General features: G+C 66.1%; 27 protein-coding genes. 14 read left to right on the top strand and 13 right to left on the bottom strand.

Going from position 1 to position 26,525, the window contains the following annotated elements; genetic code table 11:
* Positions 1 to 35: 35 nt before the first annotated feature.
* Complete coding sequence (locus SCA01S_RS01855; RefSeq protein ID WP_062782962.1) at positions 36 to 848, bottom strand: hypothetical protein; 813 nt, start codon at positions 846 to 848, stop codon at positions 36 to 38.
* Positions 849 to 1,010: 162 nt separating this feature from the next.
* A complete protein-coding gene (locus SCA01S_RS01850; RefSeq protein ID WP_062782323.1) occupies positions 1,011 to 1,751 on the bottom strand; it encodes a glutathione S-transferase family protein in 741 nt (246 codons plus the stop codon).
* Positions 1,752 to 1,861: 110 nt separating this feature from the next.
* On the opposite strand from SCA01S_RS01850, the gene SCA01S_RS01845 reads away from it, so the two are divergent.
* Complete coding sequence (locus tag SCA01S_RS01845; RefSeq protein WP_062782320.1) at positions 1,862 to 2,290, top strand: GFA family protein; 429 nt, start codon at positions 1,862 to 1,864, stop codon at positions 2,288 to 2,290.
* On the opposite strand, the gene SCA01S_RS01840 is transcribed toward SCA01S_RS01845, so the two are convergent.
* Together SCA01S_RS01840 and SCA01S_RS01835 are read right to left on the bottom strand one after the other, a co-directional pair.
* Complete coding sequence (locus SCA01S_RS01840) at positions 2,284 to 3,486, bottom strand: exo-beta-N-acetylmuramidase NamZ family protein (RefSeq protein WP_062782317.1); 1,203 nt, start codon at positions 3,484 to 3,486, stop codon at positions 2,284 to 2,286. The two genes, SCA01S_RS01845 and SCA01S_RS01840, sit on opposite strands and share 7 nt — an antisense overlap.
* Positions 3,483 to 4,049 carry a DOMON-like domain-containing protein gene (locus tag SCA01S_RS01835; RefSeq protein ID WP_062782315.1) on the bottom strand — a complete coding sequence of 189 codons (567 nt, stop codon included), beginning with the start codon at positions 4,047 to 4,049 and terminating at the stop codon, positions 3,483 to 3,485. Before SCA01S_RS01835 ends, SCA01S_RS01840 begins: the two co-directional genes overlap by 4 nt.
* A 31-nt stretch (positions 4,050 to 4,080) precedes the next feature.
* On the opposite strand from SCA01S_RS01835, the gene tyrS reads away from it, so the two are divergent.
* The 5 genes from tyrS to SCA01S_RS01810 all read left to right on the top strand — a co-directional run bounded on the left by tyrS (position 4,081) and on the right by SCA01S_RS01810 (position 8,834).
* Positions 4,081 to 5,307 (top strand): tyrosine--tRNA ligase, encoded by a 1,227-nt coding sequence (gene tyrS / locus SCA01S_RS01830; protein WP_062782312.1) that lies wholly within the window; start codon positions 4,081 to 4,083, stop codon positions 5,305 to 5,307.
* 110 nt (positions 5,308 to 5,417) lie between these two features.
* Positions 5,418 to 5,756: a PilZ domain-containing protein gene (locus tag SCA01S_RS01825; RefSeq protein WP_022675765.1), complete on the top strand. Its 339-nt coding sequence runs from the start codon at positions 5,418 to 5,420 to the stop codon at positions 5,754 to 5,756.
* A gap of 130 nt (positions 5,757 to 5,886) precedes the next feature.
* On the top strand, positions 5,887 to 7,179 hold the full coding sequence (locus tag SCA01S_RS01820) for an MFS transporter (RefSeq protein WP_028657730.1): 1,293 nt from the start codon (positions 5,887 to 5,889) through the stop codon (positions 7,177 to 7,179).
* A 29-nt stretch (positions 7,180 to 7,208) separates the two neighbouring features.
* Positions 7,209 to 8,126, top strand: coding sequence for a cysteine synthase A (gene cysK / locus SCA01S_RS01815; protein ID WP_022675767.1), 918 nt, complete (start codon positions 7,209 to 7,211; stop codon positions 8,124 to 8,126).
* Between the two features lie 6 nt (positions 8,127 to 8,132).
* Positions 8,133 to 8,834: a dienelactone hydrolase family protein gene (locus SCA01S_RS01810; protein WP_062782309.1), complete on the top strand. Its 702-nt coding sequence runs from the start codon at positions 8,133 to 8,135 to the stop codon at positions 8,832 to 8,834.
* Positions 8,835 to 8,867: 33 nt separating this feature from the next.
* Here SCA01S_RS01810 and SCA01S_RS01805 read toward each other — a convergent pair whose 3' ends face one another.
* The 3 genes from SCA01S_RS01805 to SCA01S_RS01795 all read right to left on the bottom strand — a co-directional run bounded on the left by SCA01S_RS01805 (position 8,868) and on the right by SCA01S_RS01795 (position 10,887).
* A complete protein-coding gene (locus SCA01S_RS01805) occupies positions 8,868 to 9,314 on the bottom strand; it encodes a MerR family transcriptional regulator (protein ID WP_062782306.1) in 447 nt (148 codons plus the stop codon).
* Positions 9,315 to 9,347: 33 nt separating this feature from the next.
* On the bottom strand, positions 9,348 to 9,683 hold the full coding sequence (gene hisI, locus SCA01S_RS01800; protein ID WP_062782959.1) for a phosphoribosyl-AMP cyclohydrolase: 336 nt from the start codon (positions 9,681 to 9,683) through the stop codon (positions 9,348 to 9,350).
* A gap of 457 nt (positions 9,684 to 10,140) precedes the next feature.
* Positions 10,141 to 10,887 (bottom strand): ComF family protein, encoded by a 747-nt coding sequence (locus SCA01S_RS01795; protein WP_062782956.1) that lies wholly within the window; start codon positions 10,885 to 10,887, stop codon positions 10,141 to 10,143.
* A gap of 67 nt (positions 10,888 to 10,954) precedes the next feature.
* Here SCA01S_RS01795 and SCA01S_RS01790 point away from each other — a divergent pair, with 67 nt between their 5' ends.
* Positions 10,955 to 11,764: a methyltransferase domain-containing protein gene (locus SCA01S_RS01790; protein ID WP_062782303.1), complete on the top strand. Its 810-nt coding sequence runs from the start codon at positions 10,955 to 10,957 to the stop codon at positions 11,762 to 11,764.
* A gap of 118 nt (positions 11,765 to 11,882) precedes the next feature.
* Here the strand turns inward: SCA01S_RS01790 and ppdK are convergent, their stop codons facing one another.
* The 3 genes from ppdK to SCA01S_RS01775 form a co-directional block, all read right to left on the bottom strand.
* Positions 11,883 to 14,549 (bottom strand): pyruvate, phosphate dikinase, encoded by a 2,667-nt coding sequence (gene ppdK / locus SCA01S_RS01785; protein WP_062782300.1) that lies wholly within the window; start codon positions 14,547 to 14,549, stop codon positions 11,883 to 11,885.
* Positions 14,550 to 14,614: 65 nt separating this feature from the next.
* Complete coding sequence (gene glyS, locus SCA01S_RS01780; RefSeq protein WP_062782297.1) at positions 14,615 to 16,723, bottom strand: glycine--tRNA ligase subunit beta; 2,109 nt, start codon at positions 16,721 to 16,723, stop codon at positions 14,615 to 14,617.
* Between the two features lie 133 nt (positions 16,724 to 16,856).
* Complete coding sequence (locus SCA01S_RS01775) at positions 16,857 to 17,762, bottom strand: glycine--tRNA ligase subunit alpha (RefSeq protein WP_028658361.1); 906 nt, start codon at positions 17,760 to 17,762, stop codon at positions 16,857 to 16,859.
* 99 nt (positions 17,763 to 17,861) lie between these two features.
* Here SCA01S_RS01775 and SCA01S_RS01770 point away from each other — a divergent pair, with 99 nt between their 5' ends.
* The 5 genes from SCA01S_RS01770 to SCA01S_RS21610 all read left to right on the top strand — a co-directional run bounded on the left by SCA01S_RS01770 (position 17,862) and on the right by SCA01S_RS21610 (position 21,774).
* Entirely contained in the window at positions 17,862 to 18,788 is a 927-nt protein-coding gene (locus SCA01S_RS01770) for a TraB/GumN family protein (RefSeq protein ID WP_062782294.1), read from the top strand.
* Complete coding sequence (locus SCA01S_RS01765; protein ID WP_062782292.1) at positions 18,785 to 19,678, top strand: TraB/GumN family protein; 894 nt, start codon at positions 18,785 to 18,787, stop codon at positions 19,676 to 19,678. Before SCA01S_RS01770 ends, SCA01S_RS01765 begins: the two co-directional genes overlap by 4 nt.
* Before the next feature lie 121 nt (positions 19,679 to 19,799).
* Entirely contained in the window at positions 19,800 to 20,414 is a 615-nt protein-coding gene (locus tag SCA01S_RS01760; RefSeq protein WP_054130944.1) for a 50S ribosomal protein L25/general stress protein Ctc, read from the top strand.
* A 157-nt stretch (positions 20,415 to 20,571) separates the two neighbouring features.
* The gene (gene pth / locus SCA01S_RS01755; protein WP_022678194.1) at positions 20,572 to 21,141 is read left to right on the top strand and encodes an aminoacyl-tRNA hydrolase; all 570 of its coding nucleotides are present in this window, start codon (positions 20,572 to 20,574) and stop codon (positions 21,139 to 21,141) included.
* 237 nt (positions 21,142 to 21,378) lie between these two features.
* A complete protein-coding gene (locus tag SCA01S_RS21610; RefSeq protein ID WP_084390722.1) occupies positions 21,379 to 21,774 on the top strand; it encodes a PEP-CTERM sorting domain-containing protein in 396 nt (131 codons plus the stop codon).
* Between the two features lie 162 nt (positions 21,775 to 21,936).
* Here SCA01S_RS21610 and SCA01S_RS01745 read toward each other — a convergent pair whose 3' ends face one another.
* A complete protein-coding gene (locus SCA01S_RS01745; protein ID WP_084390746.1) occupies positions 21,937 to 23,517 on the bottom strand; it encodes a tetratricopeptide repeat protein in 1,581 nt (526 codons plus the stop codon).
* A gap of 170 nt (positions 23,518 to 23,687) precedes the next feature.
* On the opposite strand from SCA01S_RS01745, the gene ychF reads away from it, so the two are divergent.
* A complete protein-coding gene (ychF, locus tag SCA01S_RS01740; protein WP_062782286.1) occupies positions 23,688 to 24,788 on the top strand; it encodes a redox-regulated ATPase YchF in 1,101 nt (366 codons plus the stop codon).
* Between the two features lie 54 nt (positions 24,789 to 24,842).
* Positions 24,843 to 25,301, top strand: coding sequence for a MaoC family dehydratase (locus SCA01S_RS01735; RefSeq protein WP_022674659.1), 459 nt, complete (start codon positions 24,843 to 24,845; stop codon positions 25,299 to 25,301).
* Positions 25,302 to 25,376: 75 nt separating this feature from the next.
* On the opposite strand, the gene SCA01S_RS01730 is transcribed toward SCA01S_RS01735, so the two are convergent.
* Complete coding sequence (locus SCA01S_RS01730; RefSeq protein WP_022674660.1) at positions 25,377 to 25,829, bottom strand: hypothetical protein; 453 nt, start codon at positions 25,827 to 25,829, stop codon at positions 25,377 to 25,379.
* 122 nt (positions 25,830 to 25,951) lie between these two features.
* On the bottom strand, positions 25,952 to 26,446 hold the full coding sequence (locus SCA01S_RS01725) for a hypothetical protein (RefSeq protein ID WP_062782283.1): 495 nt from the start codon (positions 26,444 to 26,446) through the stop codon (positions 25,952 to 25,954).
* Between the last annotated feature and the right edge of the window lie 79 nt (positions 26,447 to 26,525).

Genomic DNA, 26,525 nt, shown 5'->3' with positions numbered 1-26,525 from the left:
CCACGCCCAACCGACGAGCTTGGGTAATTTCAGGCTCAGCCGTCGCCGCTGGGACCGCTGGCGCCGTCGCTGCCGCCGGCGTCATCGTTGCGCTTGCCACGGATGAAATCAAAGCGGATGCGCACCCAGGCGCCGACCTGGGGTGTGCCGTTGATGCGCGGCGGGCGCACCAGGAATTGCCAGGCGGCCTGGCGCAGCACGCGGGCCATGCCCGAGCCGCGCGGGCTTTCGTCCAGTTCCTGGCAATCGTCGACATGGTAATCGGCAATCGTGCGGCAGGCGATGATCGCCCACCGGCCCGAGGCTTGCCCCGGCCGCATATAGCCATCGATTTCCGCGTCGCGCGGCTCGCGATACCACTGTGCATTGTAAAGGCGCGAACCATCGGGCGCGGTGCCGGCCGTGCCGCCGCCACCGCCGGCAGAGGCCTGCTGCGCCGCGCTGCCGGTGCCGGCCGGGCCGGTCAGCTTGGAAATGTCCGACGCGGCAAAGTCTGACCGCTTCATCGGGATGAAGCCCTCGGGCCAGACCACCTTGTTGTCCGTCGGCACGACCACGCGCGGCGGAATGGCAGCAGCGGGCGCGGTCGCCGTGGCATGGGTGGCCTGCTGGGCGGCCTTCTGCTGCTTGGGTGTGGGGTTTTCGCTCTTGTCGCCGGCCGCAGCGGACAGATTGACCGCGGTGAGCGTGCCCCCCTCATGCTTGGCCGGTGGCTCGTAAAGGCCCACGGAGAGAAGTGCCGCCAGCAAAAGCAGCGACATGGCCAACGCCAGCACGAACGAGATGGAACGGCGGCGAGGGTCTGCGCCATAGCGCCCACCCCCTTCCGCAAGCAGCACGTCTTGCATCAAGGCTCCGTCACCGCAGGGTGCCCGTGCGCCGCGCATGCGCGCGGACACTCCTGCAAGCGGCCGCCCTATACCAAGGCTGCCACTGACAAAACCCTCCGATTGCGTCCCACCCTTCGCCAGCCCCAGAAAAAAAGCAGTGCGCGGGAAAGGATAGCCACCTCAATCGCGCGGGCCAAGCTTTTCCAGTTCCACGCTGTCGAACATGGTGCGCACGGCGGGGCGCTGCTTGATCTGCTCGATCCAGCGCACCAGGTGCGGCGTATCCTCGCGGTTGACCAGCTCGGCAAACCCGAACTGCATGCCGTTGGCGATGGCGAAATTGCAGATATCCGCCAGCGTATATTGCCCCGGCACCAGCCATTCATGATCGCGCAGGTGATCGTCCAGGCGCCGCACCGAAAAGGCGATCTTGCGCATTTCCTCGTCCAGCAGGTCCTGCGGGAAGCCTTCGCGCGCGCGGCGCCATTTCACCTGCTGCTCCACCACGGGGATGGCCTTGACCTTGTCCTCGAACTCCTGGTCGGACAGGCCCTGCACCATCTTGCCGACATAGCGGTGCCAGCCGATGGTCGAGACGCACCAGCAGAAGTATTCGTCCACCCACTTGGTCCATACCCGCATCTGCGCGCGACCATAGCTGTCGGCCGGGCGCAGCGAAACTTGCGTGGGATATTCATCTTCCAGGTATTCGCAGATCACCGTGCTTTCGGTGATGACCTTGTCGCCATCGACCAGGGCGGGAACCTGCCCGCGCGGGTTGATCGCCTTGAACCAGTCGGAATGATGCTCGAACTTGGCCGGGTCGAGCCGATTGGCCTGGAACGGCAGCCCCTTTTCGAACAGGGTCAGCAAGGGCTTCATGGAATTGGCGGCGGGACCGAAACTGTAGAGCTTGAGCATGGAGCCTGTTATCCTCGGGCCTGTTATCCTCTCCCGGGCTGCGGCCCGGTCTTGTCCACGCAGCCTAACGATTGTTTGCAAACCTAACAATACCCGATCGGAGAATTCGCATGAGCTTTACCGGACACTGTGCCTGCGGGGCGGTGAGCGCCACCATTTCTGCGCACGAGCCGGTGGCCGTGCGCCAGTGCTGGTGCCGGCAGTGCCAGCAGGCCGCTGCCGGCGGCTGCACCAACAATGCGGTGTTCCCGGCCGAGGCCGTTGCCATCGCGGGAACCCTGGGATCGTTTTCCTATGTGGCGCCATCGGGGAACACGCTCACCCAGTTTTTCTGCCCGGCCTGCGGCACCGGGGTCATGGCCCAGTCATCGGGTCGCATGCATCTGCGCACGGTGCGCCTGGGCTTTCTCGATCCCGGCCATGGGCTGGAACCCGATGCGGTGATCTGGACCGACGATGCGCCGGCCTGGGCGCAGATCGACCAGCGCGCCGCCAGCTTTGCCGGGCAACCGCCCGCGCCCGGCCAGCCGGCTCAATAAAGCAGGAAGGGCGCGCGTTCTTCGATCCAGCTGGCCTCGTCCGGGTCGGCCACGGCATCGAGATCACCGGCCTGCGCGGCGCGGTCATCGACCCATGCGCGCAAGGCCGGGCCGCCGTTGATCACGTCGATCGCCAGCTTGTCGAGCACGTATTCATAGGGGAAATCGCGCCACAGCGGATAATCGGGAGTGAGGTTGCGGATGGCCTTGAACGCCAGCGCCTGAAGCCGCCAGGGGCGGAACGCGGCGTGATCGTAAAACGGGCCTTCGGGATGCAGCATCAGGCCGTGGCACAGGTGGCCGACATGCTTGTGAAACGTCGGCTCGAACCAGCATTCGCGGATTGCGGTGCCGGCCAGCCAGTGCGGCGCCAGCCGGGCCATTTCTGCCTTCACGGCCAATGCATCGACATCCGGCGCGCCGAACAGCACTTCGAGCGGGCGGGTGGTGCCGCGCCCTTCGGAAAGGGTGGTGCCTTCAAGCATCACGGTGCCGGCATAGGCGCGCGCCATGGCCAGGCTTGCCGCATTGGGGCTCGGGTTGATCCAGATGCGGTTCTGCGGCCAGCCCATGCCCGGCGCGGCATCGGGGTGCCAGCCTTCCATCGTGATGACGCGGTAATCCACATCAAGGTTGTAGTGCGCGATGAACCAGCGGCCCATTTCGCCCAGCGTCATCCCATGGCGCATCGGCATCGGCCCGGCGCCGACAAAGCTCTCCCAGCCCGGCACCAGCCGCGTGCCTTCGACCGGGCGCCCGGCCGGGTTGGGCCGATCGAGCACCCACACCGCCTTGCCGGTGCCGTGGCAGGCTTCCAGCAGATAGAGCAGCGTGGTCACGAACGTGTAGATGCGGCAGCCCAGATCCTGCAGATCGAACAGGAAGACATCGGCCGTGTCGATCATCGCGGGCGTTGGCCGGCGCACTTCGCCATAGAGGCTGAACACCGGGATGCCCAAGGCCGGATCGCGATAGTCGGGCGATTCGACCATGTTGTCCTGCTTGTCGCCTTTGAGGCCATGCTGCGGCCCGAACGCGGCGCTGAGCGTCACGTCAGGGCATGCGGTCAGCGCATCGAGCGCGTGCACCAGGCCATCGGTAAGTGAGGCGGGATGGGCCACCAGGGCCACGCGGCGGCCGGCGAGCGGCGCACGCAGCGCAGGCTCGGCCAGCAGGCGATCAAGTCCGGTCTTCATGGCGCGTGGGGTGCCTCAACCCGCGCGGCGAAGCAAGCCGCATGGTGGAAATCGGGTTTGCCGCGCGGATGGGCCAGCGCCCAATAGGATTTGACCCCGCCCGCCTCTTCCAGAACCGCGCTGAGCCCCATGCGCCAGGGCAGCGGCGGCAGGCCGGCAACGGGCAGCGCCGCGTCGAAAATCAGCACATCCTGCCCACGGCGCGGCGTGATCACCGGTTCGCGCGGGAGCGGGCGCGGCGCCATACCCTCGCGATAGCCATCAAAGTCATAGGCCGCCCAGCGCTCCGAAGCGGCGAAGTTGAATTCGGCATAGGCGCCGCCAGCGGCCGGATCGTCTTCGCCCAGGAACAGTTCGAAACAGGTCGACTGCCACAGGCCATCGGTGCGCGCACGGCCGGAAAACAGCGGCACGACCAGCGCCGAGGTGCCCTCCACCCGCCAGCGCAGGCACAGCCAGTGATCGTCCATCGAGATGATGCGCGCCGCAACCTGCCGCACGGCCAGCGCCGGGTGATCGGGATGGGCAACAAGCAGCGCCGGTTCCAAGGCACGTCCTTTCATGCTAGGCGCCCCGCTCCACATCGAGGCAACCATGACCGAATACAAGTCCGACCTGCTGCGCCTGCTGTCTGAGCGGGGCCATATCCACCAGTTGACCGATGCGCAGGGCCTGGATGCCCTGGCGGCCAAGGAAATCGTGGTGGGCTATAATGGCTATGACGCCACCGCGCCATCGCTCCATGTCGGCAACCTCGCCTCTGTCATGCTGCTGCGCCGCCTGCAACAGGCCGGGCACAAGCCAATCGCGCTGATGGGCGGCGGCACCACCAAGATCGGCGATCCTTCGGGCAAGGACACCAGCCGGCAGATGCTGACCGAAGAGATCATCGCCAGCAACATCGCCGGGATCCGCAAGGTGTTCGACCGCCTGCTGACGTTCGACGACAGCGCCACCGGGGCCACGCTGGTCAACAACGACGAATGGCTGTCGAAGCTCGGCTATATCGACCTGCTGCGTGACGTGGGGCCGCACTTCACCGTCAACCGCATGCTGACGTTCGATTCGGTCAAGCTGCGCCTGGATCGCGAACAGCCGCTGACGTTCCTGGAATTCAACTACATGATTCTCCAGGCCTATGACTTCCGCGAGCTGGCGCTGCGCCATGGCTGCCGCCTGCAGTTCGGCGGGTCTGACCAGTGGGGCAACATCGTTAATGGCATCGAATTGACCCGGCGCATGAATGGGATCGAGGTGTTCGGTGCCACCACGCCGCTGCTGACCACCGCCGATGGCGCCAAGATGGGCAAGTCGGTCAACGGCGCGGTCTGGCTGAACGAGGAACAGCTGCCCAACTACGATTTCTGGCAGTTCTGGCGCAATACCGACGATCGCGACGTGGGCCGCTTCCTGCGCATCTTCACCGACGTTCCGCTCGATGAAATCACCCGCCTGGAAGCGCTGCAAGGCAGCGAGATCAACGCCGCCAAGACGGTGCTGGCCAACGAGGTGACCGCGCTGATCCGTGGGCGCGAGGCTGCCGACGCTGCCGAGGCAACCGCCAAGGCCACGTTTGCCGGCGGCGGCCTGGGTCAGAACCTGCCGACGCTGGAAGTGGGCGAGCCCACGATCAGCGTGATCGAGGCGCTGATCGGCCTGGGCTTTGCCTCCAGCCGGGGCGAGGCCAAGCGCCTGATCGCCGGCGGCGGCGCCCGGCTGGATGGCGAGGCGATCACCGACGATACCGCCGTTATCGCGGTTTCGGCCGAGCGTCGGCTGTCTTCCGGCAAGAAGAAGCACGGCATAATCAAGCCCGCTTAACGACTTGCCGTTGCAGGGCGGCGGCAGGCCGCTGCCGCCCATTAACCAAATCTAAGTCAATCTGGATGTATTTTTCCCGCCTGTAATCCCTCATACCGGCAGGAGAAGCCATGTCCGGCGGCGCGCAGCTTTCAGTGACCGACCTGCGCCGGTCTACCCGCCACCCCGTTCACCTGCCGGTGATCGGGGAGCATCGCCGCCTGGGCGACGTGATGCTGAACATCGTCAATATTTCCACGACCGGCTTCATGGTGCGCGACACGCTCGACCTTGGCCGGGGTGAGCGGGTGACCATCCGCCTGCCCCAGATCGGCCGGATCGAGGCGTTTCTGGTGTGGAGCGATGAAAGCCGTGCTGGCTTCCAGTTCGAGCGGATCGTGCGGCACGATGATTTTGCCAAGATGATCAAACAGCTCCAGCCCAACACCCGCCTGCGCGGCAAGGGCTGATCGGGCGGGGGGCTGATCGGGCGCTGGCTGATCGGGGCCCGGCGCGATTGGCGCCGATCATGATTTTCTGAAACGACGACAAACAATTGTTGGCTTGGCAAAGCACTGGGCCGCTGCCACAGACCAAGCCGTGACCGACACCCCTGCCCCGGCGCCCGATAGCCCTTCATCACCGTTCCAGATTGCCGATTTCCGGCGGTTCTGGGTGGCACGCCTGTTTTCCGTCCTGGCCACGTCCGGCATGGTCGTGGTGCTGGGGTACCAGCTTTATGACGTCGCGCGCGGCCAATATGGCATGGGCATCAAGGAAGCGGCGTTTCAGCTTGGCCTGATGGGGCTGGTGCAGTTCCTGCCGCAGTTCGTGCTTACGCCCGTCGCCGGCGTCGTCGCCGATCGGTTCGACCGGCGGGTGATCGCCGGGCTGACCATGGTACTCGACGCGCTGATCGCGCTGGTGCTGACGATCGCCACCGCCAGTGGCACGCTGTCTCTGCCGCTGCTGTTTGCCATGGCCGCAGCGCATGGCACCAGCCGCGTGTTCATCGGCCCGGCCCTGTCATCGATCGCGCCCAACATCGTGCCGGCCAAGCTCATGCCGCGGGCGGTGGCGATCAATTCCATGGCCTGGCAGATCGGTTCGATGGGCGGGCCAGCGCTGGCCGGCGTGCTCTTCGCCTTCTCTCCCGCCTTGCCCTATGGCGTTTCGGTGGCGCTGCTGGCCTTGGCCGCGTTCGGCGCATTCGGCATTCGCCGCCTGCCCCCGCCAGCGGAAAATCGCCGTACGCACCCGTTTCGGCAGGTCGCCGATGGCTTTCGCTTCGTGGCGCACGATCGGTTTCTGCTGGGCTGTATCACGCTCGATCTTTTTGCCGTGCTATTGGGCGGCGCAACCGCGCTGCTGCCGGTCTATGCCCGCGACATCCTGACGTTCGATGGCCATTCCGTGGGTTCCTATGGCCTGGGCGTGATGCGGGCCATGCCTGGGCTCGGTGCGGCGCTGGTCGCGGCATTCCTGGCGCGGCGCCCGGTCGAGCGCGAGGTCGGCGCCAAGATGCTGCTGGCGGTCGCCGCCTTTGGCGTGGCGACAATCGGCTTTGGCCTGTCGCGCAATCTGTTCCTGTCGCTGGCGATGCTGGTGCTGATCGGCGCGGCGGACATGGTTTCGGTCTATATCCGCACCACCTTGGTGCAATTGCACACGCCAGACACCGTGCGCGGCCGCGTCTCGGCCATCTCGGGCCTGGCGATTTCCTGCTCCAACGAACTGGGTGACATGCAATCGGGCGTGGCTGCGGCCCTGCTTGGCGCAACCGGGGCGGTTGTGTTTGGCGGGGTGGGTGCGATAGTCGTTACTCTGGCCTGGGCGATCGGCTTTCCCGAATTGCGCCGCGCCCGGACCTTTGCTGCAAAATACCAATCCTGACCCGCTCAACACCAAGGAGCACACGCGACATGAAAGCGGATTCCATTCTCGCCACGATCGGCAACACGCCGCATGTTCGCCTGTCCCGCCTGTTTCCCGACCACGAGGTATGGGTGAAGAGCGAGCGCACCAATCCAGGTGGCTCGATCAAGGACAGGATCGCATTGGCCATGATCGAGGCGGCCGAAGCCGACGGCAGCCTCAAGCCCGGCGGCACCATCGTGGAGCCGACCTCGGGCAATACCGGCATTGGCCTCGCCATGGTGGCGGCGGTCAAGGGCTACAAGCTCGTGCTCGTCATGCCCGAATCGATGTCGATCGAGCGGCGCCGGCTGATGCTTGCCTATGGGGCCACGTTCGATCTGACGCCGCGCGAAAAGGGCATGAAGGGCGCGATCGAGCGCGCCAAGGAACTGGTGGCCGAAACGCCGGGCGCCTGGATGCCCCAGCAGTTCGACAATCCCGCCAACGTGGCCGTGCACGTGCGCACCACCGCGCAAGAAATCCTGGCCGATTTCGCAGATAGCCCGATCGACGTGCTGATCACCGGGGTTGGCACCGGTGGCCACCTCACTGGTTGCGCCGAGGAACTCAAGAAGCACTGGCCCGATTTCAAGGCCTATGCCGTGGAACCGACGCTCTCGCCGGTCATTTCCGGGGGGCAGCCCGCGCCGCACCCGATCCAGGGCATCGGCGCCGGGTTCATTCCGGGCAACCTGCACACCCAGGCAATCGACGGCGCGATCCAGGTCGATCCGGCCGACGCCAAGGAATGGGCCCGCCGCTCGGCGCGTGAGGAAGGCCTTCTGGTCGGCATCTCCTCGGGCGCGACGCTGGCCGCCATCGCCGCCAAGCTGCGCGAACTGCCCGCCGGCAGCCGCGTGCTCGGCTTCAACTATGACACCGGCGAGCGCTACCTCTCGGTGCCCGATTTTCTTCCGGAGTAACCAGCCTTGAGCCTTGAACGCATCGATTATGCGCATGGTGACGTGGCGCTGACGGGGTGGCTTGCCCGCCCCGAAGGCACCCCGCTCGGCGCGATCCTGATCCTGCCCACCATCGCCAACGTCAACGCCGGAATGGAACAGCGTGCACGCATGCTGGCCGATCAAGGCTTTGTTGCCATGGTCGCAGATTTCTATGGCGAGCCGGTGGAAAGCTTTGAAGCGTCGTTCCCGCTGGGCAATGCCCTGCGTGCCGATGTCGATCACTACCGCGCCCGCATCACGGCCGGGCTCGACGCGCTGGCCAAGGCGGCGCCGGGGCTGACGCTGTCGGCGATCGGCTATTGCATGGGCGGCCAGGCGGCGCTGGAACTGGCGCGCATGGACGCACCGATCGTGCTGGCGGCCAGCTTCCACGGCCTGCTCACCTCTGATCGCCCGGCCACGGCGGAAACCCCGATCAAGCCGCGCTTGCTGATCTGCCACGGCGATGCCGATCCGCTCGTCCCGCGCGAGCAGGTACTGGATTTCTGGAAGGAAATGGATGCCGCCAGTGGCAACTGGCACTTCCATGCCTATGCCGGGGTCAAGCACGGGTTCACCGATCCCGACAGCGAGGCGCGCGGCAAGGATTTCCTCGGCTACAACGCCAGCGCCGACCGCCAATCGTGGCTGGCGCTGACCGCGCTGCTCGACGAAATCTATAGCTGATATCCATCCGCCGCGGGGCGGTGGCCGGGCCGATCAGGTCGGGCCGCCGCCCTCGGCACCTTCCAGTTGCTGCACTTGCGCGACGAAGCCTTCCAGCTCGGCAATCGTGCTGGCGATATCGGCCTGCTGGCGCACCAGAGCAGCGATGCGTTCGCGGCACTTGGCGATCGTCACCTTGCGCTGCTGCGCACGGCCATCGCCCAGATCGTAGAGATCGATCATCTCGCGAATGTCAGCCAGGCTGAAACCCACATTCTTGGCGCGCATGATCCACGCCAGCCGCGCCCGATCACGCCGGGAATAGATCCGCGCCGTGCCGTGCCGCGTCGGCGAAATCAGGCCCTCGTCCTCGTAGAACCGCAGCGCCCGCGCGGTTACGCCGAATTCGGCCGACAGGTCGGTGATGGTGAACTGGTCGCGGGCCAGGGCATCGGGCCGGTCGAGATGGCCGGTGTGGGAAGAGGCGGGCACGGTGTCCATGCCCGCCACGATACCGCGCAGCTTACGTAAACGTCAAACCTCAATCCGCTCCAGCGTCCCTTGCGGGGTAATCCGGCGATAGAAGCAGCTTTGCGCCAGGGTGTGGCAGGCCGGGCCAGCCGGCTCGACCCGCAGTTCGAGCGCATCCTGGTCACAGTCCACGCGGATTTCGAGCACCTTGAGCACGTGGCCCGAGGTTTCGCCTTTCATCCACTGCTTCTGGCGCGAGCGCGACCAGAAGTGCGCCAGACCGGTTTCGCGCGTGCGGGTGATCGCCTCGGCATCCATGTGCGCCAGCATCAGCAGTTGCCCGGTGCGGTGATCGATCGCCACGGCGGTGACCAGGCCGTGAGAATCGAAGCGCGGCATGAAGGCGGTGCCCTGTTCGCGCTGTAGCGAATCGTTATCGACCGACACGGTAGGTAATTCCCTTCTGCAAACGGGCTGCCACAGCATACATTGTTGCACGATAACCACATGGCCTGGGCAAAATCGGCGGCATACGCATGTCCCCCTTCCTTCCGGCGGCGCAATCGTCAAGAAAGAACATGCGGTTTGAGGGAACCGCGATCTGAACCGCCGAAAGGCGGCGCGGCAAGCGCCAAAGTTCAGGGACACGCGAGGGACCGGGGGGCTGGTTCGACCTTCTGACTAGGAAGGCGCAGCCATCTGGAGATATTGAGCGACGGGGTTACGGTCAGGGCCGAGAGGGAGCCCCGTCAATCACAAGGTTTCGTCACGAAACGCCCGGGCCGCAAGGTTCCGGGCGTTTTCGGTTTGATGCTGCTTGCATCGCGCCTGTCGCCCGCGAATCAACTCTCCTTTTTCACCCCCGCCCCTCGGCCTCGCGCAGCACGCGGGCAAAGCAGGCGATCTTGACCTTGGCCGCGCCGGCGCGGCGAAGCGCCCGCACGCAGGCATCGCTGGTGGCGCCGCTGGTCAGCACGTCATCGACCAGCAGCACCTGGGCACCGCGCAAAGACGCGGCGTGGCGCGGATGAGGCGCGATGGCGCCCGCCAGCGCCTGCGCGCGCGCCTTGGCACCCAAACCGCCGAGCGAAGGCGTGCGCTTGCGCCGCACCAGCGCATCGACCAGCAGGCGCTGCCCGATCGCCCGCGCAATCTGCGTTGCCAGCAACGCTGACTGATTATAGCCGCGCTGCCACAGCCGCCAGCGGTGCAGCGGCACCGGCACGATCAGCCATTCCCCGTCGAGTGGCGGCAGGCGCGCCACCATCAGGCGTGCCATCAGCCCGGCAAGGCCCACCTTGCGGCCATGCTTGAATCGCAGCACCAGGGTGCGTGTGGCATCGCCATAGAGCGTGGCGGCAGCAATCCCATCATGCCGTGGCGGCTGCGCCATGCAGGGGGCGCACAGCGCTGTCTCGTCACGCGCCAGGCTGGTTTCCAGGGGGCGCTGGCACAAGTGGCAGCTCGGCTCCCCGGGAATTTCCAGGTTGGCCCAGCACGCGGCGCACAGCCCGCCATGCGTGGCCAGGGTTTCCCCGCACAGCGGGCAGCGCGGCGGGAACAGCAGGTCAACAACCGGGGCAAGAAACGCGGGGCGCAGCATCGCTGGCCATGCTTCCACCAGCGCAAGAGGCTTGGCAAGCGCGCAGCTTGCGGGCAGGCAGCACGGCATGGCCCAAACCACGCCCCCCGCCCCGCCCGAAATCTTTGCCCGCCACCGCCGTCTGGCCCAGCGCGCGCGCATGCGCCGCCTGGCCACGCGGCCCGATGCCGCGCGCTTCCTGGCCGATGACATGATCGAGGACATGCTCGATCGCCTCGCGTTCCTGCGCCACACGCCGCAGACCGCGCTGATTATCGGCGATGTGGACCAGAGCTTGGGCGCCGCGCTGGCCGCGCAAGGCGTGGCCGTCACCCAGGCTGATCCGGCTGCCCTGCCCGGTGAGATCGATGTGGACCAGGAAGCGCCGCTGCCCTTTGCCCAGGGGTTTGATTTCATCGCCGTGCTAGGCACGCTCGATACGGTGAACGATCTGCCCGGCGCGCTGGTCCACCTGCGCCGCGCGCTGGCGCCCGATGGCCTGGCGATGGTGAGCTTTCCCGCTGCCGGCAGCCTGCCGGCGCTGCGCAGCGTGATGCTGGCTGCCGACGCGGATCGGCCCGCCCCGCGCGTACACCCGCAGGTGGATGTGCGCGCTGGCGGGCAATTGCTGCAACGCGCCGGCTTTGCCGATCCGGTAATCGACAGCCGCAGCCTGGCGGTGCGCTATCGCAGCCTGTCGCGCCTGGTGCAGGACCTGCGCGACCAGGGCCTGTCCAACTGCCTCGCCCGCCCCGGCGCGCCGCTCGGCAAGGCTGCCCTGGCCCGCGCGCAAGAGGCCTTTGCCGCCGCTGCTGACGCAGAAGGGCGGGTTACCGAGACGTTCGAGATCCTGACGCTGAGCGGCTGGGCCAAGCCGCTGCGCGCGCCGAAGTTTTGAACCACCGAGCTTGGGCTACACCACCCCCAACCCCCTCCTCTAAAGAGGAGGGGGCTTTTGGATCAGTGCTTAACCCCCCCTCCTCTTCAGAGGAGGGGGTTGGGGGGTGGTGGAGGCCTTACGCCTTCAACGCCGCCTGCGCTGCGGCCAGGCGCGCGATCGGCACGCGGTAGGGGCTGGCCGAGACGTAATCGAGGCCGACCTTTTCGCAGAATGCGATCGAGGCGGGATCGCCGCCGTGTTCGCCGCAGATGCCCAGCTTGATATCGGGGCGGGTCTTGCGGCCGCGCTCGGCCGCCAGTTCCACCAGTTGGCCCACGCCCTCGATGTCCAGGCTGACGAACGGGTCGCGCGGATAGATGCCCTGGTCGACATAGGGGTTGAGGAAGCGCGCGGCATCGTCGCGGCTTACACCGAGGGTGGTCTGCGTCAGGTCGTTGGTGCCGAACGAGAAGAACGTGCCTTCCTCGGCGATTTCCCCGGCCATCAACGCGGCGCGCGGCAGCTCGATCATCGTGCCGACCAGGTAATCCAGCGTCTTGCCCTTGTCGGCAAAGACCTGTGCGGCCACGCGATCGACCAGCGCGCGCAGGATCTGCAGTTCCTTCTTGGTGGCAACCAGCGGGATCATCACCTCGGGAACCACTGCTTCGCCAGACTTGGTGGCCACTTCCACCGCAGCCTCGAAGATCGCCTGGGCCTGCATTTCATAGATTTCGGGGAACGTGATGCCCAGGCGGCAGCCGCGATGGCCGAGCATCGGGTTGAATTCGTGCAGTTCCCCGGCACGGCGCTTGAGGTGGTCGACGCCCAGGCCGGTCACTTCGGCCAGTTCCTCGAACTCTGCATCGGCATGCGGCAGGAATTCGTGCAGCGGCGGATCGAGCAGGCGAATGGTCACGGGCAGGCCGGCCATCACGTCGAAGATCGCGATGAAATCGGCGCGCTGTTCGGGCAGCAGCTTGGCCAGCGCGGCGCGGCGGCCGGCTTCGTCTTCGGCCAGGATCATCTGGCGCACGGCGGAAATGCGCCCGGCTTCGAAGAACATATGCTCGGTACGGCACAGGCCGATGCCTTCGGCGCCGAACTGGCGCGCCACCTGGCAATCCATCGGCGTTTCCGCGTTGGTGCGCACTTTCATGCGGCGGTGCTTGTCGGCCCAGACCATCAGCGTGGCGAAATCGCCGACGAGTTCGGGTTCCACCATCGCCACTTCGCCGGCCATGATCTCGCCGGTCGAACCGTCGAGCGTGATCACGTCGCCTTCGGCCAGGTCACGGTTGCCGATCCGCGCCTTGCGCGCGGTCATGTCGATCGACAGGCCCGACGCGCCCGAGACGCAGGGGCGGCCCATGCCGCGTGCCACCACGGCAGCGTGGCTGGTCATGCCGCCGCGCGCGGTGAGGATGCCCTTGGCCGCGTGCATGCCGTGGATGTCTTCGGGGCTGGTTTCCACGCGCACCAGGATCACGCTGTCGCCGCGTTCGGCGCGCGCCTGGGCGGTATCGGCGTCGAACACGATCGCGCCGCTGGCCGCGCCCGGCGAGGCGGGCAGGCCCTTGGCCAGCACATCGCGCGGCGCCTTGGGATCGAGCGTGGGGTGGAGCAGCTGATCAAGCGCCATCGGATCGACGCGCGCGATTGCGGTGGCCTCGTCGATCAGGCCCTCGCCCACCATGTCCACCGCCATCTTGAGCGCGGCCTTGGCGGTGCGCTTGCCCGAACGGGTCTGCAGCATCCACAGCTTGTTCTTTTCAACCGTGAACTCGATGTCCTGCATGTCCTTGTAGTGCTTTTCCAGCAGCTCGAACACGCTGGCCAGCTCGGTATATGCCTGCGGCATGGCCTCTTCCATCGACAGCGGCTTGGCCCCGGCCCGCTCGCGCGCGGCCAAGGTCAGGTATTGCGGGGTGCGGATGCCGGCCACCACGTCTTCGCCCTGGGCGTTGACCAGCCATTCGCCGTAATAGGCCTTTTCGCCGGTCCCCGGATCGCGGGTGAAGGCAACGCCCGTGGCCGAGGTATCGCCCATGTTGCCGAACACCATGGCCTGGACGTTGACCGCCGTACCCCATTCGGCCGGAATGTCGTTGAGCTTGCGATAGACCTTGGCGCGTTCGCTTTCCCAGCTATCGAACACCGCGCCGATCGCGCCCCACAGCTGCTCGTGCACGTCCTGCGGGAACGGGCGGCCCAGTTCCTCTTCAACGATCGCCTTGTATTCGCCCACCAGCTTGCGCCAGTTGTCCGCGCTCATTTCCACATCGGCGTAATAGCCGTTGTCTTCCTTGGCGATTTCCAGCGCATCTTCAAAGCGGTGATGGTCCACACCGAGCACCACGTCGGAGTACATCTGGATGAAACGGCGATAGCTGTCCCAGGCAAAGCGGGCGTCGCCGGAATCGGCCGAAAGTCCCTCAACCGTCACGTCGTTAAGGCCCAGGTTGAGCACGGTATCCATCATGCCCGGCATCGACACCCGCGCGCCCGAGCGCACCGAGACCAGCAGCGGATTGGCCGCATCGCCGAATACGCGGCCGGTCGCCGCTTCGATGTGCGAGAGCCCGGCGGCCACGCCCGCCTTGATGTCGGCGTCAAACTGCTTGCCGGCCGAATTGTATTGCGTGCACACTTCGGTGCTGATGGTGAAGCCCGGCGGCACCGGCAGGCCGATGCCCGCCATCTCGGCCAGGTTGGCGCCCTTGCCCCCGGTAATGGTCTTGTCCTTGGCCCGAGGATCGTCGTTACGCGCACCACCGCCGAAATGGAATACGTATGCACTCATGATTACAGTCCGTTCCTTGAGCAAAGGTCAGTCATTGCGAGGTCCAGGAAATGGACCGAGGGCGGTTAGCCCTCGATCCGCGAGAAGTCCGCTACTTTGTGCACCGCAGCACGGAATTGGTCAAGCAGGGCCAAGCGATGGGCACGCTTTTCCGCATCTGCGTCATTGACCGTAACGTCATCGAAAAACGCATCGATCGGCGCGCGGAGCGAGGCCAGCGCGGCCATGGCGGTGGTGAACGCCTCTTGCGCCACAGCTTCGTCCACCTGCGGCTCGGCCTGGGCGAGCGCCGCCATCAGCGCCGCTTCGGCCGGTTCGGGGGTGTAGGACAGCGCCGCTTCGCCATGGGCAAATTCGGCCGCGACATCCTTGAACAGGGGATCATCGACCAAGACCAGAGGGTCTTCCTCGCCAGTGGGCGGCACCACGCCCTCGCCTTGCGCGCCAGCGGTTGCTGCCGCTTCCTTCTTGAGGATATTGGCCGCGCGCTTGTAGCCCGCCAGCAGGTTGACGCCATCTTCGGTGCCGACGAACGCCTGAAGCGCCGACACGCGCGCCAGCAGGCGCACGAGATCGCTTTCACCGCCAAGGGCAAGCACGGCATCGATCAGGTCGTGGCGCACGCCGGCTTCACGCTGCTGCACCTTAAGGCGGTCGGCAAAGAAGCCGAGCAAGTCACCTTCGGCCACAGCGAAGCGCAGATGGTTCTCGGTGATCAGGCGAATGATGCCAAGGGCGGCACGGCGCAGCGCGAAGGGGTCTTTCGACCCGGTGGGCTTTTCGTCGATCGCAAAGAAGCTGCGCAGCGTATCGAGCTTGTCCGCCAGCGCGACGCAGACCGAAACCGGCGCGGTCGGCACATCGTCACCCTGCCCCACCGGCTTGTAGTGATCGCGGATCGCGTCGGCCACGGCATCACCCAGGCCTTCGGCGCGGGCGTAATAGCCGCCCATCAGGCCCTGCAGTTCGGGGAACTCGCCAACCATGTCGGTGACGAGATCGGCCTTGCACAGCTGCGCCGCCTGGCGCGCCAGGGCCGGATCGGCGCCGGGCACCACGCCTTCGCGGGCGAGCCATTCAGCCAGGTCGGCCACGCGGGCGACCTTGTCGGCCACGGAGCCCAGCTTTTCGTGGAACGTGATGCGCGCCAGCTTTTCGGCCTGGCGGGCGAGCGGCACCTTCTTGTCCTGTTCCCAGAAGAAGCGGGCGTCGGACAGGCGCGCGGCGAGCACCTTGCGGTTGCCCGCCACGATCGCCGCGCCGCCATCGGTGGCGGCGATATTGGCCGTGCAGACAAAGGCGTTGGCCAGCTTGCCGGCAGCGTCGCGGCAGATGAAATACTTCTGGTTGACCCGCGCGGTCAGCTGAATCACTTCTGGCGGCACGTCGAGGAACGCCTCGTCAAAACGGCCGAGCAGCGGCTGGGGCCATTCGGTGAGGCCGGCGTTTTCCACCACCAGCCCTTCATCGTCCACCAGCACGAGGCCGGCAGCCTGCGCCGCGGCGCGCGCGCCATCGCGCACCAGCGCCTCGCGCTCGGCGTGGTCGACGATCACGTAGGCATCGCGCAAGCGGGCGGCATAGTCGGCCGCGCCAGTGATGGTGATGTCACCGCTGTGGTGGAAACGGTGCCCACGCGTGACCGTGCCAGAGCGGATGCCGCCCACTTCGAGGTCGATCGCCTCGTCGCCCAGGATCGCGATGATGCCCGAGAGCGGGCGCACCCAGCGCAAGGATTCCGGGCTGAACGAGGCGGCGCCCCAGCGCTGCGACTTGGGCCAGGGAAACGCGCGGACGATCGCCGGGATGGCCTGGGCCAGCACATCCTTGGTCGCGCGGCCGGGCTTTTCGGTGATGGCGAACAGCACGCCATCGCGCTCGGTCAGTTGCTCGCGGGTCAACCCGGTCTTGCGCAGGAAGCCTTCCAATGCCTGCGGCGGGGCCGAGGCGCGCGGCCCCTTCACTTCCTCACTGACAGCTTGCGTGCCCAGCGGCAGATCGCGCGCGATCAGCGCCAGCCGGCGCGGCGTGGACCATACGGTGATCGCGCCCGGCGTCAGCCCGGCGGCGGTCAATTCCTTGACGAACAGCTTTTCCAGATCGGCGCGCGCGCCGGCCTGCATCCGCGCGGGGATTTCTTCGCTGCGCAACTCGAGCAGGAAATCGGCGGTCATGCGGCGTCTCGCTTGGGTGTGTTCAAGGTGGTGTCAGCGCCCTTCGACAGGCTCAGGGCGAACGGGGTGTGAGAACCAATCCAGGGGACCGTTCGGGCTAAGCTTGTCGAAGCCCCACGCGCAACAAGCCGGCTCATGCGCTCCACCCCGGGAATTTCTGCGCCCACTCGTCCTGGTACTTGGCCATATAGGCTTCGCACGAACCGCGCGCGAGGTCGCGCACCTTGCCCATATAGCTGGCGCGTTCCTGCACCGAGATCACGCCGCGCGCCTGCAACAGGTTGAACACGTGGCTCGCCTCGATCGCCTGTTCATAAGCCGGGATCGGCAGCTTGGCGTCGAGGCAGTTGCGGCATTCCGCCACCGCCTTGTTGAACAGGTCGAACAGCGCGTCGGTATTGGCGATCTCGAAGTTCCACTTCGACATCTGGCGTTCGTTTTCCAGGAACACCTGGCCATAAGTCACGCCGTGGCTGTTATAGGCCAGGTCATAGACGTTATCGACGCCCTGGATATACATCGCCAGGCGTTCCAGGCCATAGGTCAGCTCGCCGGCCACCGGCTTGCAATCAAACCCGCCCATCTGCTGGAAATAGGTGAACTGGGTCACTTCCATCCCGTCGCACCACACTTCCCAGCCTAGGCCCCAGGCGCCCAGCGTCGGGCTTTCCCAGTCATCCTCGACAAAGCGGATATCGTGCTGCAGCGGATCGACGCCGATGGCGCGCAGGCTGTCGAGATAGAGATCCTGCATGTCGGCCGGGCTCGGCTTCATGATCACCTGGTACTGGTAATAATGCTGAAGCCGGTTGGGATTTTCGCCATAGCGGCCGTCGGTCGGCCGGCGGCTGGGCTGGACATAGGCCGCGTTCCACGGCTCTGGCCCCAGCGAGCGCAGCGTGGTGGCGGGGTGAAACGTACCCGCGCCCACGCGCATGTCATAGGGTTGCAGGACAAGGCAGCCCTTGTCGCTCCAGTAAGCGTGGAGGCGCAGGATCATGTCCTGCAGGCTGAGCGGCTTTGGTGCAGTATCGGCCATGGTGTGCCGCCCATGGCCGATGGCGCAGCGCAAATCAACCGCCAGCAGGCGCAACATGGGGACTTCCCATTGCGCGCTGCCCTGTGCATGGGACAAGGCATGCGCCGCTTCCTTGCCCAAATCCCCGCCCGCATCGCCGCCTGTGCCGCCATGGCGCTGCTGCAGGCCCCTTTTTCTGCCGATGCGCAGACCATCCCGCTGCCTGCGCCGCAAGCGGAGCAGGCCGATGCCGCGCCCTCGCGCCCGGCGCTGTGGAAAGTGGCTGACGCTGATACCACGATCTGGCTGTTCGGCACGATCCACATGCTGCCCAAGGGCGGCGCGCCGTGGCTGGTCGGCCCCGTCGCCAAGGCGCTGAACGGATCGGACACGCTGGTGACCGAGGTGACGCAGGCCGACATGCATGGGGCGATTGACACCGCGCCAGGCCTGCTGCCCAAGGGGCAGACCCTGACGGCCCTGCTGGGGCCGCAGCGCGCGGCGCGGCTGGCGGCCACACTCACCGCATCCGGCATGCCGGCCACGCAGCTGGATGGCTACAAGCCGTGGATGGCGGCCACCGCGCTGTCGATGCTGCCGCTGGTCCAGCGCGGCTATCAGCCTTCGCACGGCGTGGAAGCCGCACTGCAGGCGGCCCACCCGCAACGGCAAGCGGGTCTGGAAACCGTGGCGTTCCAGCTTGGCCTGATCGACAGCCTGCCCCAGGATGCACAGATCGCCTGGCTCGATAGCGTGGTCGCCCAGTACGACACGATCGGCGAACAGATCGCCGGCATCGTTGCGGCCTGGCGCCAGGGCAACGCCGAGGAACTGGGCAAGCTGATGACCGCCGACATGCAGGACGATCCCCGCCTGATCGACGCGCTGCTGATCCGCCGCAACGCCACCTGGGCCAAGTGGATCGAACAGCGGCTGAAAACGCCGGGCACCGTGTTCATGGCCGTGGGTGCCGGGCACCTGGCCGGCAAGGGCAGTGTGCAGGAAGACCTGGCGCGCGACGGCATCACTGTGACGCGGGTGCAATGACCATGACCATGCGCTGGAAACCGTTCCTCGTCGCCGCCCTGGCCCTGCTCGCTGCGGCGTGTCACAAGGCAGCACCACCGCCGCTGCCGGCCAAGGTGGCGCTGTGGGAAATCGCCGATACCAGCGGCACGCGCGGCTGGATATTCGGCACGGTGCATGCCTTGCCCGCTGGCGTGCAATGGCGCCGCCCGGCGATCGACCACGCGCTGGCCAATGCCGATCGCCTGGTGCTGGAAATCGCCCAGCCGCTCGATGGCAATGTTGCCGGCGTGGCCCTGGCGCGCCTCGCCTATACCCCTGGCCTGCCGCCGCCCTCGGCGCGCGTGGCGATGAAGTATCGCGATGCCCTGGCAAAGGTTTACAAAGACCTCAACCTGACCGACGCACAGTTCCAGAACGAGGAATCCTGGGCGGTCGCCCTACAGATCGCTGCGATCGGTGGGCAGAAGGAAGGCATGGACCCAGCCAGCGGGGTGGAGCCGCAACTGCGCAAGCTGATCGGGGGCAAGCCGGTAGCGGGCCTGGAAACGCTGGACGGGCAGTTTGGCATATTCGATGCCCTGCCCGATCGCGCGCAGCAGACCCTGTTGGAACAGGTCGCCGTGGAAGCGGCCGATAACCGCGATGACGATGCCGACATGGTGCGCCTGTGGCTGCGCGGCGATGACCTGGGCATTGCCCGCGAAAGCCAGAAGGGCTTTCTGTCTGATCCCACGCTGCACCAGGCGCTGCTTACCGCGCGCAACGCGGCCTGGGCTAGTCAGATCGATGCCATGCTCAAGGATGGCGCCGCCCCCTTCATCGCCGTGGGCGCGGCGCACGTGGCCGGCAGCGATGGCCTGCCCGCGCTGCTCCAGGCCAAGGGCTGGCTGGTGCGCCGGGTGGAGTGATCGCGCACGCCCCTTGCTTTTTCGGCCCGATCCGCTAAGGGCCGCCGCTTCCCCGTCATGGTCATCCCTGGAGGCGTGGCGGAAGGAACATGCAACAGATTTATTTCGGAAGGTATTTCACATGAGCGAGACGCTGACCCTGTCGGCTGAGCTGCGCGAACGGGCAGGCAAGGGAGCCTCCCGTGCCCTGCGCCGCGAAGGCCGCACTCCTGCCGTGGTTTATGGCGGCAACCAGGAACCGGTTGCCATCCACCTCGAAGAAAAGGAACTGGCACGTGCCCTGGGCACCGGCCACTTCTTCAACTCGATCGTCGAACTGACCATCGGCGGCAAGAAGGTCCGCACTCTGCCCAAGGACGTGGCTTTCCACGCCGTGAGCGACCGTCCGCAGCACGCAGACTTCCTGCGCGTGAGCGCGAACGCCGAAGTGCACGTGAACGTGCCGGTGGTGTTCCAGAACGAAGAAAAGGCCCCCGGCATCAAGCAGGGCGGCGTGCTCAACGTTGTGCGCCACGAACTGGAACTGGTGTGCGAAGCCAACAAGATCCCCGATGACATCATCGTCGATCTCTCGGGCCTGGAAATCGGCGATTCGGTGCACATCAGCGCCGTGAAGCTGCCGGCCGGCGCCCGCTCGGCGATCACCGACCGCGATTTCACCATCGCCACGATCGCCACGCCGACCGTTCTGACCGAGGAAGAAGAAGCTCCTGCTGGCGAAGCCAGCGAAGGCTGATCTTTCCGGCACGGCAGCTTTCGGGCTGTCGCATCGGTTCAAGGAACCCCTCCCCCAACCGGGAGGGGTTCTTTTTTGCGCCGCGCCCATGCAATAGGCACGCGCGCCCTCACCGCAAAACACCCTGCAAACTCCAACCACAACCGGAGCGTCTGCCATGCAAGTCTGGGTTGGCCTGGGAAATCCCGGCCCGCAATACGCCCTGCACCGCCACAACGTGGGCTTCATGGCGCTCGACACGATTGCCGATGTCCACGGCTTTGGCCCGGTGCAGAAGAAGTTCCAGGGCTGGGTGCAGGAAGGCCGCATCGGCGGGCAGAAGATCATCCTGCTCAAGCCCGCCACGTTCATGAACGAAAGCGGCCGCGCCGTGGGCGAGGCACTGCGCTTCTACAAGCTCGCCACCGATGCCCTCACCGTGTTTCATGACGAACTGGACCTGGCGCCGTTCAAAGTGAAAGTGAAGCAGGGCGGCGGCCATGCCGGGCACAATGGCCTGCGTTCGATCGACCAGCACTGTGGCGCGGAATTCCGCCGCGTGCGCTTGGGCATCGGCCACCCCGGCCACAAGGACCGGGTGACCGGTTATGTACTGGGCCCCTTTGCCAAGGCCGAGCACGATGACCTGGTCACCATGCTGGGCGCCGTGGCAGCAGAAGCCGATCGGCTGGCCCAAGGCGACGATACCCGCTTCATGAGTGATGTGGCCCGGCGCCAGCAGGATTGAAACGCGCCAGCAAGATTGAAATGTCCTGAAAAGGTTAACGCGAATTTCCGGAAAAACCGTCGGAATCGCTTACAACCGACACACCCGTGAAACGGCGTTAACCACCAAAAAGCGCTGATTTCTGCAATTGGCACCGCTTTTGCTTTTACCTCTGTCAACCAAGACAGTGCATTCGGATCTAATGGTTCGAACGTCTGCCTTCCAGTTTGAAACTTCAAGTTTGACAGGGGACTGACCATGAAGCGTTCGATTGCCATCCTCGCCGCCGCGCTGACCACCACCATCGCTGCAGCCCCGGCCCACGCCACCTTCTTCCACACGCACTATTGCAACTGCGGCCACTCGGCCGGCGCGGCGATGTGCGGCAGCACCTCGTCGACTTCGACCTCGACCTCGGGTGGCAGCACCACGTCTTCGACCACCTCGTCCACCTCGGGCGGTTCGACCACGTCGTCGACTTCGGGCGGCAGCACCACTTCGACCTCGACTGGCGGCTCGACCACCTCGTCGACCTCGGGCGGCAGCACTACCTCGTCGTCGACCGGTGGCACCGACGTGCCGGAACCGGGCATGCTGGGCCTGATGGGCGCTGGCCTGGCTGGCTTGGCGTTCGTGCGTCGTCGCCGCCGCTGATCGCGGCACGCGGGCCTGGGGGCACCAGCACAGGGACGGGCCGGCACGCCTTGCGCATGCCGCCCGGCTGGCCCAAATCCCGCCGCCACGCGATGTTTCTCCAAAAATGCCGTCCAAGCCTGGCTTGGGCGGCATTTTTGCGTTCGGAAGAGGTCTATGGCCTCAACGTGCCTGGGCGCGGGCGAGATCGGCGCGGAACAGGCGGTTGGCCGGATCGGCATCGACCGCGCGGCTCAACAGATGCTGCGCGGCGGCCATGTCCTGCCCGGCGTTGAGCCGCACGAGGCCAGCGATATGCAGCATGTCGGGATCGCGCGGCGCCTGGGCCAGGGCGCGGTCGGCATAGGCGATCGCTTCCTGGTGGCGACCAGCGCTGGTATAGGCCACCGCCAGCCGCTTGAGCACTTCGGGATCGCTGCCATTGCCCAGCAACGCGGTATAGGCGGTGATTGCTGCGGCCCAATCGCGCCGGCCCAGCGCGGCCTGGCCATCGGCGGCCAGGCGCTGGTCCTGCTGCCACTGGCCGGAGCGGAGCCGCGCCGCCAGCGCATCGGCCGAGGGATCACCCGCTGCCCGCGCCGCACGCAGGGCCAGATCGAGTTCGCGCTGGCCAGCCAGCAGCGAATCCGACAAGGGCCGGATCGTGCGCAGCGCCGTGCCGGGATCGCCGGTGGCCAGTTGTGCTTCGGCCAGCATCATGCGCGAATAGGGATTTTGCGGCGAGAGCAGCAGCGCGCGGGCAAAGATCACGCGGGCCTGCTCGGGATGGCCCAGGCGCAGCAGCGCCTCGGCATAGGTCAGCCCATTGGGGGTGCGTGGATCGAGATCGACCTCATGCGGCGCCAAGAGCTGGCGTACCTTTTCCCAATCGCCTTTTTCGCTGGCGAACTGCACCTGCAGATCGAGCACGCGTGAATCGCCCGGCGCGAGGCGCGCGGCCTTGCCGATGAGGCCGATCGCGCGGTCGAGCTGGCTTTGCATGTCAGCCAGGTTGGCCCGCTCGATCAGCGGCTCGATCCGGCGGGGATAGGCCGCGATCGCGCGGTCATAGGCAGCGCCGGCCGCGTCTAGCTGGCCTTGCCGGACCCGCAGCGCCCCTTCGACCATCGCGGTATCGAGGCCCTTGGGATCGAGCCGCTGCATCACGGCCAGGACCTGGTCGGCCCCGGCAAAATCTTCGGCCGTGATCAGGAAGCGGGCATAGTCGCGCGCGAGTTGCACATTGTCTCCGGCGGCCATGCCCTGGCGAAATGCAGAAAGTGCCTGGGCATTGTCACCCAGAGCCTGGTGCGCTGCGGCCCGCAGGCGCCAGGCATCGGCATCGCCATCCTGGCCCAGCAGCGACAGCGCCTGGCGCGGCAGGCCGCGCAGCAGGGCTGCTTCGGCCTTCATGCGGTTGACCGCCGGCCCGCCACCGCCGGCATCTTCCAGCCGCGTCAGCGTTGCCTGCGCGCCATCGCCATCGCCCATCTGCAACTGCGCACGGGCGAGCAGCCGCAGCAGCGCCTGCGAGTCGGCGGCGGGCAGCTTGCCCGAGTCGAGCGCGCTCAGCGCTTCCATCCGCGCCGTCACGAAATCCTGCGCGGCAAAGGCGCTGCGGGCCTTGGCAGCATGGGCGGCGGGATTGTCGCCACAGCCGGCCAGCACCAGGGCCAGCGCCAATGCCGGCGTGATCAGCGCGCCGCGCGGCAGACCGGCACGGGCATGGCGGTGCAAAAACGATGGCAGGATAGCGCGCCTCATGCCGGTTGCCATGCCAGCAAGGCCTGAAACTTCGGTGAAGATTGCCGACCGGCCACGCAAAACCCCTTGCCACAGGGCGCTGCCCCCTTGACCTTGGGCCTACAAGCCACCATCGCGGCCGGCAATATGCGGCCCCGCATCGGCTTGGGGCCATAGCCAAGGACACGAAGATGGGTTTTCGTTGCGGGATCGTCGGCCTTCCCAATGTCGGCAAGTCGACGCTGTTCAACGCGCTGACCGAAACGCAGGCGGCCCAGGCCGCCAACTATCCGTTCTGCACGATCGAACCCAACGTGGGCAATGTCGGCGTGCCCGACGCGCGGCTCGATACCCTGGCCAAGATCGCCGGCAGCCAGAAGATCATCCCCACCCAGCTTGGCTTTGTCGACATCGCCGGCCTGGTGCGCGGTGCATCCAAGGGTGAAGGCCTCGGCAACCAGTTTCTGGGCAATATCCGCGAAGTGGATGCGATCATCCATGTGCTGCGCTGCTTTGAAAACGACGATATCCAGCATGTCGACAACCGCGTAGATCCGCTGTCGGACGCCGATACGGTGGAAACCGAGCTGATGCTGTCGGACCTGGAAAGCCTGGAAAAGCGCGTGCCCGCCGCCGCCAAGAAGGCGACCAGCGGCGACAAGGAAGCCAAGGCCATGGCCTCGGTGCTGGGCCAGGCGCTGGAATTGCTGCGCGAGGGCAAGCCGGCCCGCCTCACCCAGCCCAAGGATGACGAGGAAGAGCGCCTGTTCAAGCAGGCGCAGCTGCTCACCGCCAAGCCGGTGCTCTATGTCTGCAACGTGGAAGAGGAAAGCGCCGCCACCGGCAATGCCCACTCTGCCCGCGTGTTCGAAAAGGCCAAGGCCGAAGGCGCCGAAGCCGTGGTGGTCTCTGCCGCGATCGAAGCCGACCTGATCGGGATGGATAGCGAAGAACGCCTGGCGTTCCTGGCCGAACTGGGGCTGCATGAAACCGGCCTCAACCGCGTGATCCGCGCCGGGTACGATCTGCTGCACCTGCTGACCTTCTTCACCGTCGGCCCCAAGGAAGCCCGCGCCTGGACCGTCCACCAGGGCGCCAAGGCCCCCGAGGCTGCCGGCGAAATCCACTCCGACATGCAGCGCGGCTTCATCCGCGCCGAAACCATCGCCTTTGACGATTTCGTCGCGCTGGGCGGCGAGGCGGGCGCGCGCGATGCCGGCAAGCTGCGCCAGGAAGGCAAGGAATACATCGTCAAGGACGGCGATGTGATGCACTTCAAGTTCAACGTCTGAACCTGTTCGATCGGATGGTTGACGCATGGGGAAAGCAGGTTCACCCTGCCCCCCATGCGACACTATGAAGATCTGGAAGTGGGCGCCGTTGCCCGGTTCGGGCAACGCCACGTCACGCGAGAGGAAGTGGTGGAATTTGCGGGCAAGTATGACCCGCAACCGTTCCACCTGTCTGACGAGGCGGCCGCCGCCACGCACTTCGGGCGGCTTTCCGCCAGTGGCTGGCACACCTGTGCCATGACCATGGCGATGATCGTGGAAGAGCAGGACCGCGCCGGCCACCAGGGCCTTGGTTCACCCGGCATTGACGAACTGCGCTGGCGCCACCCGGTCTACCCCGGCGACACGCTGCGCGTGGAAACCACGATCCTGAGCAAGCGGCGCAGCCAATCGCGCCCGGAAATGGGCCTGTTCCGCGCCGAAACCCGCGTGCTCAACCAGGATGGCGTGATTGTACTGACCATGGTGAGCAACGCCATGGTGAGCACGCGCGACCCCAACGGCACCGACTAAGCAGGCAGCGTCCATGAAAAAGGGCGCGCGTGGCATGGCCACACGCGCCCGTTTCCTTGCATCAGATGTGCGTGATCACATCTTCTGGGCAGAGGTCTGATCGGCCGTGACCGGACGATGCAGCGCCGCGTTGTGCTTGGCGTGGTGATGACGCGCGTGGTGCTTCTTGGCCTTCTTGGGGTGGGTCTTGGCCCACTTCCAACGCTCAAGCGAGCGCAGGCGCGTTTCCAGCGTATCGGCACGGCTGCCGGCCGATTGCGCCGCCATCGAGGCGGCCTGGGCGGCCGAACCGGCGCTCTGCGCCGCAGTCATAGCGTTGTTGGCCGAACCCTGTGCCTGCGCCGCAGCCTGTGCCGCGGAATCGGCCGAACCCTGCGCCCGCTGCGCCGTCATTACGCCTTCATCAGCGCGCGCCTGTGCCTGATCGGCCGCAGCCTGGGCCCGCTTAACCGATCCGGTGGTTGCACACCCTGCCAGCGCCATTGGCAGAAGTGCGGAAAGCAACACGATGTGACGACCCTTGTTCATAGGCGTTTCCCTTAGTCTTTGGCGCCCCCGCGCGATGCAAGACGCATGAGAGGGCAAAGAGTCACGCCGAAATGGACCAAAACGCGCCAGATTGGTGCTTTTGCAAGATATGGTGCGCAAACCTACATCGGCTTGCACTGCACATTGCCCTTGGCGGTATAAACCGGGCGGCTATCGGCGTCGGAAATCACCAGTTGCCCGTCAAAGCTGTCGATCACGCCCATCGTCTTGGCCTTGCCATCATCGATCCGCGTCAGCGTCAGCGCCCACTCGCGCCCGGTATAGTGCGACCAGCCGTGCTGCGGCAGCTTGGCACTGCCCTTGTCGGCGGCCAATACCACGATCTGATCCTTGATCTTGATGAGGCCGCGATCTTCCTGCGCCAGCAGCACCGCCCCCATGCCACCATTGTCAGGCACGAAGTTGCATCCCGATCCGGTCAGCTTGCGTTTGGTGATGTCGAAAAAGTCGATGACCTGCGGGCTGATCTCCTGCGCCGGTGCCCGCTCCTTCTGCGCCGCCTCAACCTGGGCAATCGCCGCATCGTCGCTTTGCTGCGGGGCCTTGTGACACGCGGCGAGCAAAACCAGAGGCAAGGCCAGAACAATCGAACGCATGATCTCTCTCCCACAGCAATAGGCAACACATCCTCCCCCCTCGGGGGAGGTGGCGGGCCGCAGGCCCGACGGAGGGGGC

This window comes from Novosphingobium capsulatum NBRC 12533, assembly GCF_001598375.1.
GTDB classification, from domain to species: Bacteria; Pseudomonadota; Alphaproteobacteria; order Sphingomonadales; family Sphingomonadaceae; genus Novosphingobium; species Novosphingobium capsulatum.
The sequence above is the reverse complement of the archived record's forward strand: the minus strand, read 5'-3'. Positions and strand labels throughout refer to the sequence as shown.